General features: G+C 59.4%; 15 protein-coding genes. All 15 read left to right on the top strand.

Features of this window, described 5'->3' with window-relative positions; all coding sequences use genetic code 11:
* Position 1 precedes the first annotated feature (1 nt).
* Complete coding sequence (gene mltG / locus ACA055_RS22090) at positions 2 to 1,300, top strand: endolytic transglycosylase MltG (protein ID WP_497680579.1); 1,299 nt, start codon at positions 2 to 4, stop codon at positions 1,298 to 1,300.
* 19 nt (positions 1,301 to 1,319) lie between these two features.
* Positions 1,320 to 1,952 carry a dTMP kinase gene (tmk, locus tag ACA055_RS22085; RefSeq protein ID WP_497680578.1) on the top strand — a complete coding sequence of 211 codons (633 nt, stop codon included), beginning with the start codon at positions 1,320 to 1,322 and terminating at the stop codon, positions 1,950 to 1,952.
* Positions 1,945 to 2,931, top strand: a complete 987-nt coding sequence (locus ACA055_RS22080; RefSeq protein WP_497680577.1) for a DNA polymerase III subunit delta' — start codon at positions 1,945 to 1,947, stop codon at positions 2,929 to 2,931. Before tmk ends, ACA055_RS22080 begins: the two co-directional genes overlap by 8 nt.
* A gap of 41 nt (positions 2,932 to 2,972) precedes the next feature.
* Positions 2,973 to 3,329 carry a PilZ domain-containing protein gene (locus ACA055_RS22075; RefSeq protein WP_497680576.1) on the top strand — a complete coding sequence of 119 codons (357 nt, stop codon included), beginning with the start codon at positions 2,973 to 2,975 and terminating at the stop codon, positions 3,327 to 3,329.
* Between the two features lie 14 nt (positions 3,330 to 3,343).
* Entirely contained in the window at positions 3,344 to 4,129 is a 786-nt protein-coding gene (locus ACA055_RS22070; RefSeq protein WP_497680575.1) for a TatD family hydrolase, read from the top strand.
* A gap of 342 nt (positions 4,130 to 4,471) precedes the next feature.
* Positions 4,472 to 5,110 carry a TetR/AcrR family transcriptional regulator gene (locus ACA055_RS22065; RefSeq protein ID WP_095132065.1) on the top strand — a complete coding sequence of 213 codons (639 nt, stop codon included), beginning with the start codon at positions 4,472 to 4,474 and terminating at the stop codon, positions 5,108 to 5,110.
* A gap of 139 nt (positions 5,111 to 5,249) precedes the next feature.
* A complete protein-coding gene (locus tag ACA055_RS22060; protein WP_497680574.1) occupies positions 5,250 to 6,218 on the top strand; it encodes a GTP 3',8-cyclase MoaA in 969 nt (322 codons plus the stop codon).
* Positions 6,219 to 6,387: 169 nt separating this feature from the next.
* Positions 6,388 to 6,996: a DUF4823 domain-containing protein gene (locus tag ACA055_RS22055; protein ID WP_497680573.1), complete on the top strand. Its 609-nt coding sequence runs from the start codon at positions 6,388 to 6,390 to the stop codon at positions 6,994 to 6,996.
* Between the two features lie 15 nt (positions 6,997 to 7,011).
* Positions 7,012 to 7,572, top strand: a complete 561-nt coding sequence (locus ACA055_RS22050; protein WP_497680572.1) for a DUF1285 domain-containing protein — start codon at positions 7,012 to 7,014, stop codon at positions 7,570 to 7,572.
* Between the two features lie 209 nt (positions 7,573 to 7,781).
* Positions 7,782 to 8,498, top strand: a complete 717-nt coding sequence (locus ACA055_RS22045) for a FadR/GntR family transcriptional regulator (protein ID WP_038982101.1) — start codon at positions 7,782 to 7,784, stop codon at positions 8,496 to 8,498.
* Between the two features lie 127 nt (positions 8,499 to 8,625).
* The gene (locus tag ACA055_RS22040; RefSeq protein ID WP_497680571.1) at positions 8,626 to 9,501 is read left to right on the top strand and encodes an SMP-30/gluconolactonase/LRE family protein; all 876 of its coding nucleotides are present in this window, start codon (positions 8,626 to 8,628) and stop codon (positions 9,499 to 9,501) included.
* Between the two features lie 273 nt (positions 9,502 to 9,774).
* The gene (locus tag ACA055_RS22035) at positions 9,775 to 10,593 is read left to right on the top strand and encodes an SDR family oxidoreductase (protein WP_497680570.1); all 819 of its coding nucleotides are present in this window, start codon (positions 9,775 to 9,777) and stop codon (positions 10,591 to 10,593) included.
* Between the two features lie 122 nt (positions 10,594 to 10,715).
* Positions 10,716 to 11,720, top strand: coding sequence for a substrate-binding domain-containing protein (locus tag ACA055_RS22030; RefSeq protein ID WP_497680569.1), 1,005 nt, complete (start codon positions 10,716 to 10,718; stop codon positions 11,718 to 11,720).
* Between the two features lie 64 nt (positions 11,721 to 11,784).
* The gene (gene araG / locus ACA055_RS22025; RefSeq protein ID WP_497680568.1) at positions 11,785 to 13,329 is read left to right on the top strand and encodes an L-arabinose ABC transporter ATP-binding protein AraG; all 1,545 of its coding nucleotides are present in this window, start codon (positions 11,785 to 11,787) and stop codon (positions 13,327 to 13,329) included.
* 9 nt (positions 13,330 to 13,338) lie between these two features.
* Positions 13,339 to 14,307 carry an L-arabinose ABC transporter permease AraH gene (araH, locus tag ACA055_RS22020; RefSeq protein WP_497680567.1) on the top strand — a complete coding sequence of 323 codons (969 nt, stop codon included), beginning with the start codon at positions 13,339 to 13,341 and terminating at the stop codon, positions 14,305 to 14,307.
* Positions 14,308 to 14,324 lie beyond the last annotated feature (17 nt).

Here is a 14,324-nt window from a genome sequence, read left to right as displayed (position 1 = left end):
CGTGAGACGTAAATTCTTGCTGCTGCTGGAAACCGGATTGGTTCTGGCGGGGCTGTGCCTGGGTGCTTCGGCCTGGAAAATCCATTCGGCGCTGGAACAGCCGCTGAATATCACTCAGGAAGAACTGCTGGAAGTGCCCAAAGGCACTACGCCGACCCGAACGCTCTATCGACTCGAAGCCGATGGCGTCATCAAGGACGCTTTCTGGCTGCGGGTTTACTGGCGCTTCAATCTCGCCCGACAACCGTTGCACAAAGGCGAATACCGCATGCAGCCCGGCATGACTGTCGAAGGGCTGATTGATCTGTGGAAACGCGGGGAAATGGTTCAGTACAGCCTGACCCTGGTTGAAGGCTGGAATTTCCATCAAGTTCGCGCGGCCTTGGCCAAAGACGAAAAACTCGAACAGACCATCGATGGTTTGAGCGATAGCGAGGTGATGGAGAAACTGGGCCACCGCGGGATCTTTCCCGAAGGGCGATTCTTCCCCGACACTTACCGCTTCGTGCGTGGCATGACTGACGTCGAGCTGCTGAAGAAAGCCTATGACCGGCTTGATGAAGTCCTCGCCAAAGAGTGGAGCCAGCGCTCCGCTGATGTGCCGTATACCGAACCCTATCAGGCGCTGATCATGGCCTCGCTGGTGGAAAAGGAAACCGGGGTCCCACAGGAGCGCGGGCAGATTGCCGGCGTATTCGTGCGACGCATGGAAATGGGCATGCTCCTGCAGACCGATCCGACCGTGATCTACGGCTTGGGCGATCGTTACAACGGCAAGCTGACCCGCGCCCATCTCAAGGAAGCGACCCCATACAACACGTATATGATTTCCGGTTTGCCGCCGACCCCGATTTCGATGGTCGGGCGCGAAGCGATCCATGCAGCGCTGAATCCGGTGGCTGGCAATAGCCTGTACTTCGTTGCTCGCGGTGATGGCAGTCACGTGTTTTCCGATGATCTGGATGCTCACAACAACGCGGTGCGTGAATTCCAGCTCAAGCGTCGTGCCGACTATCGCTCCAGCCCGGCGCCAGCCACCGCGCCAGAGATGTTGGATGAGCAGGCACCGATCCCGGCTGCTTCACCCAACATAGCGCCTGACGCTTTATCGCCAGTGCCACCGCAAGAACCTGCGCCAGTACCGCCGCAAGAACCTGTGCCAGTACCGTCGCAAGAATCTGCACCGGAACCGCCGCAAGAACCTGTTCAAGAGCCGACGCAAGAGCCCACTCAAGAACTCGCGCCGGAGCCGGCATCCGAGCCCGAGCCGGATGCACCCGCGCCGCAAAGCCCGCAATGACTCTGATTAAGGACTGCCTGTGACTGGCTTGTTTATTACCCTGGAAGGCCCGGAAGGCGCCGGCAAGAGCACCAACCGTGAATACCTCGCTGAGCGCCTGCGCGCCGCCGGTATCGAGGTGGTGCTGACCCGTGAGCCGGGTGGTACGCCGTTGGCCGAGCGAATCCGCGAAGTGCTGCTGGCACCGGTCGATGAAGTCATGAACCCGGACACCGAGTTACTGCTGGTATTCGCCGCGCGTGCCCAGCACCTGGCCGAAGTGATTCGCCCGGCGCTCACCCGTGGTGCAGTGGTGTTGTGCGATCGTTTTACTGATTCAACCTATGCCTATCAGGGTGGTGGTCGCGGTTTGTCGCTGGAGCGCATCGCGGCGCTGGAAACCTTTGTCCAGGGCGATCTGCGCCCGGACCTGACGCTGATCTTCGATCTGCCGGTGGAAGTGGGTCTGGCCCGCGCCAGTGCTCGCGGTCGTCTGGATCGCTTCGAGCTCGAAGGCCGGACGTTTTTCGATGCAGTGCGCAGTGCGTTCCTCAAGCGCGCTGAAGCGGATCCCGCGCGTTATGTCCTGGTTGATGCGGCTCAACCGCTGGCGCAGGTTCAGCGGTCTCTGGATGCCTTGCTGCCACGTCTGCTGGAGTTGACCCGTGGCTGAAGCCTATCCGTGGCAGGACAGTCTCTGGCAGCACTTGGCCGGTCGTGCCCAGCACGCCCACGCCTACTTGCTGCATGGCCCGGCCGGGATCGGCAAGCGTGCGCTGGCCGAGCGCTTGATGGCGAGCCTGCTGTGCCAGCGTCCAACCGCGCAGGACGCCTGCGGCGAATGTAAATCCTGCCTGTTGCTGAAGGCTGGCAGCCACCCCGACAACTACATCCTGGAACCGGAAGAGGCGGACAAGGCGATCAAGGTCGATCAGGTGCGCGATCTGGTCAGCTTCGTTGTGCAGACTTCGCAGATGGGTGGCCGCAAGGTGGTGCTGATCGAGCCGGTCGAGTCGATGAACATCAACGCTGCCAACGCCTTGCTCAAAAGCCTTGAAGAACCCTCCGGCGATACCGTTTTGCTGTTGGTCAGCCACCAGACCAGTCGTCTGTTGCCAACCATCAAGAGCCGCTGCGTGCAGCAGGCCTGTCCGTTGCCGAGCGAAGCCATGAGCCTCGCCTGGCTGGCAAAGGCACTGCCCGACTGTTCGGAAGAAGAACGCATCGAGTTGCTGACCCTGGCCGCCGGTTCGCCATTGGCTGCGGTCAACCTGCAAACCCAAGGCGTGCGTGAGCAACGAGCGCTGGTGGTCGATGGCGTGAAGAAGTTGCTCAAGCAGCAGCAATCGCCGACGCAACTGGCCGAAGGCTGGAATGCGATCCCGTTGTTGCTGCTGTTCGACTGGTTCTGCGACTGGTCGAGCCTGATCCTTCGCTATCAGTTGACTCAGGATGAGGAAGGGCTGGGATTGGCGGACATGCGCAAGGTCATTCAGTACCTCGCGCAGAAAACCGGTCAGGACAAAGTCCTCAACATCCAGGACTGGATTCTCGCCCAACGCCAGAAAGTACTGAGCAAGGCCAACCTCAATCGGGTGCTACTGCTGGAGGCGCTACTGGTGCAATGGGCAACCTTGCCTACCCAGAAGTAACCGTCGAGCCTAGACTCTGAACATCAGCAGTGGAGGTCAGCATGAATGAAGCCGTCAATCCGGGGCCGCGCAATGGCATCTTGTCCCTGACCATCAAAGACAAATCCGTGCTTTACGCGGCTTACATGCCGTTCATCAAAAACGGTGGCCTGTTTATCCCGACCAACAAGAGCTACAAGCTGGGCGATGAGGTGTTCATGCTGCTGAACCTGATGGACGAGCCGGAAAAGATTCCGGTCGCTGGCAAGGTCACCTGGATCACTCCCAAAGGTGCTCAGGGCAACCGGGCTGCCGGGGTCGGCGTGCAGTTCAACGACGGCGACAACACCGCGCGCAGTCGAATCGAAACCCATCTGGCCGGAGCCATGAAGTCCGACCGTCCCACTCATACGATGTAAGTTGCAGCCTTTTTATGCTCGTAGATTCCCATTGCCACCTTGATCGCCTCGACCTTGCCGCCCATGACGGCTCCCTGGATGCCGCCCTCGATGCGGCCCGTCAACGCGGGGTAGGGCACTTTCTGTGTATCGGCGTCAGCGTCGACAACGCCGCCGGCGTCAAAGCCCTGGCCGAGCGTTATGATGACGTCGACTGTTCGGTCGGCGTGCATCCGCTGGATGTGCAGCCGGGTGCCGCGCCAGCGCTGGATTGGCTGTTGCAGGAGCTCAATCATCCGCGTGTGGTGGCGATCGGTGAAACCGGTCTGGATTATCACTACGAACCGGAAGCGGCTGAGTTGCAGCAGGAGTCTTTTCGTCTGCACCTGCAAGCAGCGCAGCAGACTGGCAAGCCGGTGATCATCCACACCCGTGGGGCCCGTGCCGACACGTTGAACCTGCTGCGCGAAGCCGCGCTGCCTCAGGCAGGTGTTCTGCATTGCTTTACCGAAGATTGGGACATGGCGAAGGCTGCGCTGGACATGGGTTATTACATTTCGCTGTCCGGTATTGTCACTTTCCGCAATGCCGATGCGTTGCGTGATGTGGCCAGCAAAGTCCCGGCTGACCGCTTGCTGGTGGAAACCGATTCGCCGTACCTGGCGCCGATCCCCTATCGCGGCAAACCGAACCTGCCGCAGTATGTGCGGGAAGTGGCAGAGTTTCTGGCAATGTTGCGCGGTGAGTCCTACGAGCGGTTTGCCGAGCAAACCACCGGGAATTTCAAGCGGCTGTTTCCGCTGGCGCACGTAAAAGGTTAAATCGCAGGCAAAAAAAACCCGGGTTCTGGGGGGTGAATCCGGGTTAAGACCATTAGGAGTAAAACAAAGGTACGCGGTCCGTTGGTACCTATATCGGCGCAACACTTGGGGGAGATGTCTCGCCGACAGTTGAAGTATTGATCAGTATTGCGCTGAGTCCAGTTTAGCTCGTCGGGTTTTTAAACAATTTTGGAATACGGCCGCTTCGGAAGAGTTCTCATCAACCGGCGACCCTGTCCGAAATCATCAAGAAACACAGATATGGTCGGATGATCCGTGCATTTTTGCCCAATTTAGGCATAATACGCGGCTTCGAATTTTGACCCCTACAGACCTTTTCTTATGCATAAAGAACCTCGTAAGGTCCGTGAGTTTCGTCGCCGCGAGCAAGAAATTCTCGATACCGCGCTCAAGCTGTTCCTCGACCAAGGTGAAGACAGTGTCACCGTCGAGATGATTGCTGATGCCGTCGGTATCGGCAAAGGCACGATCTACAAGCACTTCAAATCCAAGGCCGAGATCTATCTGCGGTTGATGCTTGATTACGAGCGCGATTTGAACGAGCTGTTGCATTCGGCCGATGTTGACAAGGACAAGGAAGCCTTGTCCCGGGCCTACTTCGAATTCCGCATGCGCGACCCGCAACGCTATCGGCTGTTCGATCGCCTGGAAGAAAAGGTGGTCAAGGGCAACCAGGTGCCGGAGATGGTCGAGGAGCTGCACAAGATCCGCGCCTCGAACTTCGAACGTTTGACCCAACTGATCAAGGGCCGGATCAGCGAAGGCAAGCTTGAAGACGTGCCGCCTTACTTCCATTACTGCGCGTCCTGGGCGCTGGTGCACGGTGCCGTGGCGCTGTATCACTCGCCGTTCTGGAGCAATGTACTGGAAGACCAGGAAGGCTTCTTCCAGTTCCTGATGGACATCGGCGTGCGCATGGGCAACAAACGCAAGCGCGATACCGACACCCCAAGCAGCTGAACCATTCAGTTGCCTTATTGCGCCATGATTTCGCTACATGGCGCAGTACCGCAGGAATATACTCAGGCTTAGGTATTGCTAAAACTTGATTTGTGAGTCAAGTTTTAACGGTCCGAATTTACTTTCGCCGGAGTGATCCATGATCGTTGACCGTCAAGGCAGGCGTTTTCGCAATTTGCGCATCAGCCTGACCTCTGCCTGCAATTACGCTTGTACCTACTGCGTGCCCAATGGCAAGCGGCTGGTGGCTGCGCAGGATGAATTGTCGGCCGAGGCCATGGCACGCGGCGTGGCGTATCTGATCGAGGCCGCCGGCATTGAGCGTTTGCGCATCACCGGTGGCGAACCGCTGGTCAGTCCAAAACTTGAAGCGTTCATGACCGCTGTCGGGAAAATGGGCCTGGCGGACATCAGTCTGACCACCAACGGTCAGCTACTGGCGAAGAAGCTGCCCTTGCTGGTGGACGCTGGTATTCGCCGCATCAACGTTTCCCTCGATACCCTGGATGCCAGCGCATTCCGCAGCATTGCCCGTGGCGGTGATCTGGCGACGGTGCTTGATGGTATGGACCAGGCCAGCGCAGCCGGCATGAAAATCAAGGTCAATATGGTGCCGCTGCGGGGACAAAACCTCGATCAGGTGATGCCGCTGCTCGATTACTGTCTGGAGCGCGGCTATGAATTGCGCTTCATCGAGTTGATGCGCATGGGGCACCTGGCTAGCGACAACAACGCCTTCCTGCAACAGTTCGTCAGCTTGCAACAGTTGCTCAGCTTGATTGGCGAGCGTTACGAATACCTGCAAGCCGATGCGCCGGTCGATGCGACAGCGGTGCGCTACGAGATTCCGGGGCAGGGTCACTTCGGCGTGATCGCCAACGAAAGCGTTCCGTTCTGCCGCACCTGCTCGCGCCTGCGCCTGTCTTCCACGGGTTGGTTGCATGGCTGCCTGTCGTCGAGCAACCGTCACTATGTCGGCGATCTGCTCGACAAACCCCGTCATCAGGCGTTGCCGGCCTTGCAGCGGCTGCTGGTCAAAGCGTTGGGCGACAAGCAGGAAGTGGCGTTCTCCGGAGGGGCGACCATCATGAAAATCATCGGCGGCTGAGTAACCGTTTCACGAGCAAGCCCGCTCCCACAGGAGAAATACAATTCTCTTGTGGCAGCGGGCTTGCTCGCGAATGCAATCTACACGGCGTTGATGCTCTCGAGCTGGCGCGGAAGCTGCATCCCATGGCCATTCGCCGGTTTTCCGTCACCGGCCTCTGGAGGGTAGGATGCGTAGCCTGGTTTTGCTGCTGGCCGTTTTGGCGCTTGGTGGCTGCATGAATGTCAGCGATATGGCCGAAGGCACTCGCTACCACATGAGCGACGCGGGGCTGCTCGACCATAGCGACAGCCGTCGCGTGAACAACATCCGCATTCAACCGGACTCCTTTGTCTACATCGCCCAAGGCGCCTTCGTGCCGCCGGGCAGTACTGCCTACCCTCGTCCTAACGTGATCGCGGAAGTCGCCTTCGATGGCTTTATCGAATACTTCCCGATGGTCCGTCGCGCCCGCATGCCGGAAGGCCTTGACCAAGCCATGGGCGAGGCTCGTGCGGCAGGCGCTCATTACCTGCTTTACACCCGTTTTGCCAAGGCCGACGATCGTATCGGCAACTCGGACGAATGGCTGGATCAGGAGGCGGTGGATCGCCTCGGTATCGACAGCGGGGTCATTCAGATCATGTTGATCGAGACCAGCACCCAGTATTTGATTGATACTGCACGTATCAAGAGTCGTGGCGGTTTACTGACGTTCCACGATGAAAAGCCCGAAGACCTGATGGGCCCGCCGCTGGAACAATACGCGCGCAGCCTGCTGGGGCTCAGCGATCAGTAATTAAAGGAGAACACCATGAGTGGCCCGCAAAAAGCCAACGACCTGTTGGGGCAAATCCCCAAAACCAAAGGCTTGCCGCCGGTTCACCTGTGGAATCCCGATTTCTGCGGCGACATCGACATGCGCATCGCCCGCGACGGCACCTGGTACTACCTGGGCACGCCGATCGGGCGCAAACCGATGGTCAAGCTGTTCTCCACCATCATTCGCCGCGACGGCGATGATTACTTCCTGATCACTCCGGTCGAAAAAGTCGGTATCAAGGTCGACGATGCGCCATTCGTGGCGATTGCCGTGGAGGTGGAAGGCGAGGGCGAGGCTCAGGTCTTGCGCTTCACCACCAACGTAGACGAGACCGCCGAGGCCGGCGCCGAACACCCGATGCGCGTGGTGATCGACCCGGTGACGCAAGAGCCAGCACCCTACGTGCATGTGCGCACCAACCTCGAAGCCCTGATCCACCGGAATGTGTTTTATCAACTGGTGGAGCTGGCGGTGAGTCGCGAGATCGACGGGCAGCGCTGGCTGGGCGTGTGGAGCGGTGGTGAGTTCTTTCCCATCGGTCTTGAACCTTAAATCGTACAAAAGTGGGAGCGGGCTTGCTCGCGAAGGCGGTGGAACATTCAGATGAGATGTTGAATGTGATGGCCTCTTCGCGAGCAAGCCCGCTCCCTCATTTGGTTTCTGTAGTCTTCCGTAAAAATCAAATTGACACCCAATCGTATGATGATTAGCGTGGGCATCCATCGCGAACGGCTTTGTGCCGTCCCTGTTTCGAGGTGTCCATGTCCAGCAGTTTTCATGCGTCGACGGTCGATTGGCTGGGTTGCTGGATCGCCGCGGGTCAAGTGAAGCCGGGTGAGACCATCAAGGTCGAAGCCGACCTCGGTGAACAACTCGGGGTCAGCCGTACAGTCATCCGCGAGGCCATCAAAACCCTCGTCGCCAAAGGCATGCTCGAAGTCGGGCCGAAGGTCGGCACACGGGTGTTGCCGGTGCGGCGCTGGAACCTCTTCGATCCGCAAGTCGTGGGTTGGCTGTCGCGTAGCGGCTTGCCGGAAAACTTCGTCGACGATTTGCTCGACTTGCGCCGCACCATCGAGCCGATGGCCGTGCGCTGGGCCTGCGAGCGGGCCACCGTCGAGCAGGTGCAGGCGGTGCTCCAGGCCTACAACGCGCTGGAACGGGCAGTGGACAGCGGCATCGATTACAACCGCGCCGACCAGTTCTTCCACGAGTGCATCCTCGCCGCCAGCCATAACCAATTCATCGAACAAATGGTCCCCGCCCTCGGCGCGCTGCTGGCGGTGTCCTTCGAGGTTTCGGCCGCCGATCCGGACGAACTGCGCCGCACGCTGCCGATTCACAAAGACATGGCCGACGCCATCGCCGCCCGGGATTCCGCGCGGGGTGTCTGGGCCTGCATGACCCTGATCGATAACGCCGACTTGGCTATCAAGCGCTTCTACCCACAAGTCATGGCCGACAAAAAAGCCAGCTGACACCACAAACCACTGTGGGAGCAGGCTTGCTCGCGAAGACGTCGGCGCATCCAATAGCGATGTGTCAGACAGACCGCTTTCGCGAACAAGCCCGCTCCCACATAAAAGCAATAAGAGAGGAGGTTTCATGGAGTGGACTGCGGTTACCGAGCACCGTGCGCAACTCGGCGAAGGCCCATTCTGGGATGTACCAACCCAGGCCCTGTACTGGGTGGATATCGCCGGCAAGCAAGCATTGAGGCTGATCGGCGCCAACGTACAAATCTGGCAGATGCCGGAGCATGTGTCCGCCTTCATCCCTTGCGAAAGCGGCGATGCGCTGGTGACGTTGAGCAGTGGAATCTATCGGCTGGACCTGGATTCCCCCGGCCTGGAGCCGCGCCTGACCTTGTTCTGCATCGCCGACCCGCAACCGGGCAACCGCGCCAACGAAGCCCGCTGCGATGCCCAGGGCCGGCTCTGGCTCGGCACCATGCAAAACAACATCGGTTTACAGGGCGAAGATTTGCCCATCGAGCAGCGTTCCGGCGGTCTGTTTCGCATCGATCGCGATGCTCGGGTCACGCCATTGCTCCGTGGCTTGGGCATTCCCAACACGTTGCTGTGGAGCGATGACGCCACCACCGTATATTTCGCCGACAGCCTCGACAGCACGATCTATCAGCATTTCATCCGCACCGACGGCAGCCTCGAACCGGCCAGGTCCTGGTTCGGACCCCATGAACGCGGTGGCCCCGATGGCTCGGCAATGGATGCCGAAGGCTTTATCTGGAACGCCCGATGGGACGGCAGCTGTCTGCTCAGGCTGAGTCCGGACGGTCGCGTCGATCGGGTGGTTGAACTACCGGTCAGCCGTCCCACCAGTTGCGTGTTCGGCGACGACGACCTGCAAACGCTGTTCATCACCAGCGCCAAGAGTCCGCTTAATCATCCGTTGGACGGTGCGGTGTTATCGGTTCGCGTCGATGTGCCTGGAAAAAGTTGTATACGGTTCGCGGGATAGATCCCAAAATATGGGATGTAAAATTATATATTGAGATTATTTGGTGGTCGGGTTTATAGTCGGCGCCATCAGTGACACGCACTCACACTTAAAAAAACAAAACAGGTGAAGTGATGCAGCGATATTCCACCGCACTCCCTTGCGGACTCAGTGCTTCAGGCCGCCTCGACGCCCAGGCGTTTTCGCGCCTGTCTTCCTATTCCCAAACGCTTTTCGACCGGACATCCACAGATGCCCGGCTTTCGTCGTGCCTTCGAAAAGGAGTCTTGATCCATGGCTGAACCTCTTTCCTTGCCTGCGGTGCCCGAACCGCCCAAGGGCGAGCGCCTGAAAAACAAGGTCGTGCTGCTGACCGGCGCCGCTCAGGGTATCGGCGAGGCGATTGTCGCGACCTTCGCCTCCCAGCAGGCCAAGCTGGTCATCAGCGATATCCAGGGCGCGAAAGTCGAAAAAGTCGCGGCGCACTGGCGAGACAAAGGCTTTGAAGTTCAGGCGATCAAGGCCGACGTGTCGCGCCAGCAAGATCTGCACGAGATGGCCAGGCTGGCGATCGAGCTACACGGCCGGATCGACGTGCTGGTCAACTGCGCCGGTGTGAACGTTTTCCGTGATCCACTGGAAATGACCGAAGAGGACTGGCGCCGCTGCTTCGCCATCGACCTGGACGGTGCGTGGTACGGCTGCAAGGCGGTACTGCCGCACATGATCGAGCAGGGCATCGGCAGCATCATCAACATTGCCTCGACCCACTCCACTCACATCATTCCCGGCTGCTTCCCGTACCCGGTGGCCAAGCACGGTTTGCTCGGCCTGACCCGCGCCCTGGGCATCGAGTACGCGCCGAAGGGCGTTCGCGTCAACGCCATCGCGCCGGGCTACATCGAAACCCAACTGAACGTCGACTACTGGAACGGTTTCGCCGACCCCCATGCCGAACGCCAGCGCGCCTTCGATCTGCATCCACCGCGCCGTATCGGGCAACCGATCGAAGTGGCCATGACCGCGGTTTTCCTGGCCAGCGATGAAGCGCCGTTCATCAACGCTTCCTGCATCACCATCGATGGCGGTCGCTCGGTCATGTACCACGACTGAACAATCGTGATTTCAGGCGCGGAACTACGCCTGAAATCCAATCATCATACGATATGACTATTGGCTGCACCGTTGGATTGGCTTTCAAATAACGCTCAAAAAAAATAACAAGGAGTCAGCTTATGAATCGTCGTCGTGGGATCCGTTCCCTGTGCTGTGCCGCTTTGGCGGTCACTGCGGTCAGCCTGAGCAGTACGCTGCTGGCGGCCGAGGAAGTGAAGATCGGTTTCCTGGTCAAGCAAGCGGAAGAGCCCTGGTTCCAGACCGAATGGGCGTTTGCCGAAAAGGCCGGCAAAGAGAAAGGCTTCACCGTGATCAAGATCGCCGTGCCTGACGGCGAGAAAACCCTCTCGGCCATCGACAGCCTGGCGGCCAACGGCGCCAAGGGTTTCGTGATCTGCCCGCCGGACGTGTCCCTGGGACCTGCCATCATGGCCAAGGCCAAGCTCAACGGTTTGAAAGTGATCGCCGTCGATGACCGGTTCGTCGATGCCAGCGGCAAGTTCATGGAAGACGTTCCGTACCTGGGCATGGCGGCGTTCGAAGTCGGCCAGAAACAGGGCAATGCCATGGCCGCCGAAGCGAAAAAACGCGGCTGGGACTGGAAAGACACCTACGCGGTGATCAACACCTACAACGAACTCGACACCGGCAAGAAGCGCACCGATGGCTCGGCCAAAGCCCTGGAAGACGCCGGCATGCCCAAAGACCACATCCTGTTCTCGGCGCTGAAAACCCTCGACGTGCCGGGCAGCATGGACGCCACCAACTCAGCGCTGGTGAAACTGCCAAGTGCGGCGAAAAACCTGATCATCGGCGGCATGAACGACAACACCGTGCTCGGCGGCGTGCGCGCTACCGAGAGCGCCGGTTTTGCCGCGGCCAACGTGATCGGCATCGGCATCAATGGCACCGACGCCATCGGCGAACTGAAGAAAGCCAACAGCGGTTTCTTCGGCTCGATGCTGCCGAGCCCGCACATCGAGGGCTATAACACCGCCAGCATGATGTTCGAGTGGGTCACCACCGGCAAAGAACCACCGAAATACACCGCGATGGACGACGTGACGTTGATCACCCGCGAGAACTTCAAGCAGGAACTGGAAAAGATCGGCCTGTGGAACTGAGGGGCGGTTGATTTCATCGGCGGCCCTGGCGACGGGGCTGCCTGATCTGTGTGATGAGGTGGTTATGCAAGCGCAAACACAAACACAACAACACAGTGCTGGCGGCAGCTTGCGCTTCAACGGGATCGGCAAGACCTTTCCCGGTGTGAAGGCGCTGGATGGCATCAGCTTTGTCGCCCATCCGGGGCAGGTGCATGCCTTGATGGGCGAGAACGGCGCCGGTAAATCCACGCTGCTGAAAATCCTGGGCGGGGCGTATACGCCGAGCAGCGGCGATCTGCAGATCGGCGAGCAGACGATGGTTTTCAAATCCACCGCCGACAGCATCGGCAGTGGCGTCGCAGTGATCCATCAGGAGCTGCATCTGGTCCCGGAAATGACCGTGGCGGAAAACCTGTTCCTGGGGCATCTGCCCGCCAGTTTCGGCCTGATCAATCGCGGGGCTCTGCGACAGCAGGCATTGGCATGCCTCAAAGGCCTGGCCGATGAAATCGATCCGCAAGAGAAAGTCGGACGCCTGTCCCTCGGTCAGCGGCAACTGGTCGAAATCGCCAAGGCGTTGTCCCGTGGCGCCCATGTGATTGCGTTCGACGAACCGACCAGCAGCCTCTCGGCGCGGGAGATCGATCGCTTGATGGCGATCATCGGGCGCCTGCGCGACGAAGGCAAAGTCGTGCTTTACGTCTCCCATCGCATGGAAGAAGTGTTCCGCATCTGCAACGCGGTGACGGTGTTCAAGGACGGCCGTTACGTGCGTACCTTCGAGGACATGAGCGAACTGACCCACGATCAACTCGTCACGTGCATGGTCGGTCGCGACATCCAGGACATCTACGATTACCGCCCCCGCAAGCGTGGCGCGGTGGCGCTCAAGGTCGACGGCTTGCTCGGGCCTGGCTTGCGCGAGCCGGTGAGTTTCGAGGTGCACAAAGGCGAGATTCTCGGGTTGTTCGGCTTGGTCGGCGCCGGTCGCACCGAGCTGTTCCGGATGCTCAGCGGTCTTGAGCGCAACACCGGCGGGCGGCTGGAGCTGCGGGGTCATGAGCTGAAGCTGCGTTCACCCCGCGATGCCATCGCGGCGGGGATTCTGCTGTGTCCCGAAGACCGCAAGAAGGAGGGCATCCTGCCGCTCGCCAGCGTCGCCGAGAACATCAACATCAGCGCGCGCGGCGCCCATTCCACCTTCGGCTGCCTATTGCGTGGCCTATGGGAAAAGGATAACGCCGACAAGCAGATCAAGGCGCTGAAAGTGAAGACGCCCAACGCGGCGCAGAAAATCATGTACCTGTCCGGCGGCAACCAGCAGAAGGCCATTCTCGGGCGCTGGCTGTCGATGCCGATGAAAGTCCTGCTGCTCGACGAGCCGACTCGCGGCATCGACATCGGCGCCAAGGCCGAGATTTACCAGATCATCCACAACCTGGCGGCCAGCGGTATTGCGGTGATTGTGGTGTCCAGCGACCTGATGGAAGTGATGGGTATTTCCGACCGCATCCTGGTGCTCTGCGAGGGCGCGATGCGCGGCGAACTGAGCCGTGAACAGGCCAACGAATCCAACCTGCTGCAACTGGCTTTGCCGCGCCAACGCGCTGACGGCGTGGCGAACTGAGAGGTGACTATGACAATTCAAAACAACGCTCTGCCAACCACGCGCAAACCTCTGGACCTGCGGCGCTTTCTCGATGACTGGGTGATGCTGCTGGCGGCGGTCGGGATCTTCGTGCTCTGCACCTTGCTGATCGACAACTTCCTTTCGCCGCTGAACATGCGCGGCCTGGGCCTGGCGATTTCTACCACCGGGATTGCCGCGTGCACCATGCTGTATTGCCTGGCGTCCGGGCATTTCGATTTGTCGGTGGGTTCGGTGATTGCTTGCGCCGGCGTGGTGGCGGCGGTGGTTATGCGCGACACCGACAGCGTGTTCCTCGGGGTAAGCGCGGCGCTGGTGATGGGGCTGATTGTCGGGCTGATCAACGGGATTGTGATCGCCAAGTTGCGGGTCAATGCGTTGATCACCACGCTGGCGACCATGCAGATCGTTCGCGGCTTGGCTTACATTTTTGCCAACGGCAAAGCGGTGGGCGTTTCCCAGGAGCAATTCTTCGTTTTCGGTAACGGCCAGTTGTTTGGCGTGCCGGTGCCGATTCTGATCACCATTGTCTGCTTCCTGTTTTTTGGCTGGTTGCTGAATTACACCACCTACGGGCGCAACACCATGGCCATCGGCGGTAACCAGGAAGCGGCGTTGCTGGCCGGGGTGAATGTCGATCGGACCAAGATCATCATCTTCGCCGTGCATGGGGTGATCGGGGCGTTGGCCGGGGTGATTCTGGCGTCGCGCATGACCTCCGGCCAGCCGATGATTGGCCAGGGTTTCGAGCTGACAGTGATTTCGGCGTGCGTGCTGGGCGGGGTGTCGCTGAGCGGCGGGATCGGCATGATTCGGCATGTGATTGCCGGGGTGCTGATTCTGGCGATCATCGAGAATGCGATGAACCTGAAGAATATTGATACCTTTTATCAGTATGTGATTCGCGGTTCGATTTTGCTGTTGGCGGTGGTGATTGACCGTTTGAAACAGCGTTAACACCCATTCCCTGTGGG

The sequence above is a fragment of the Pseudomonas sp. LBUM1657 genome (assembly GCF_059716075.1).
Note: the sequence above shows the minus strand (reverse complement) of the source record. Positions and strands in the feature narration are given on the sequence as shown.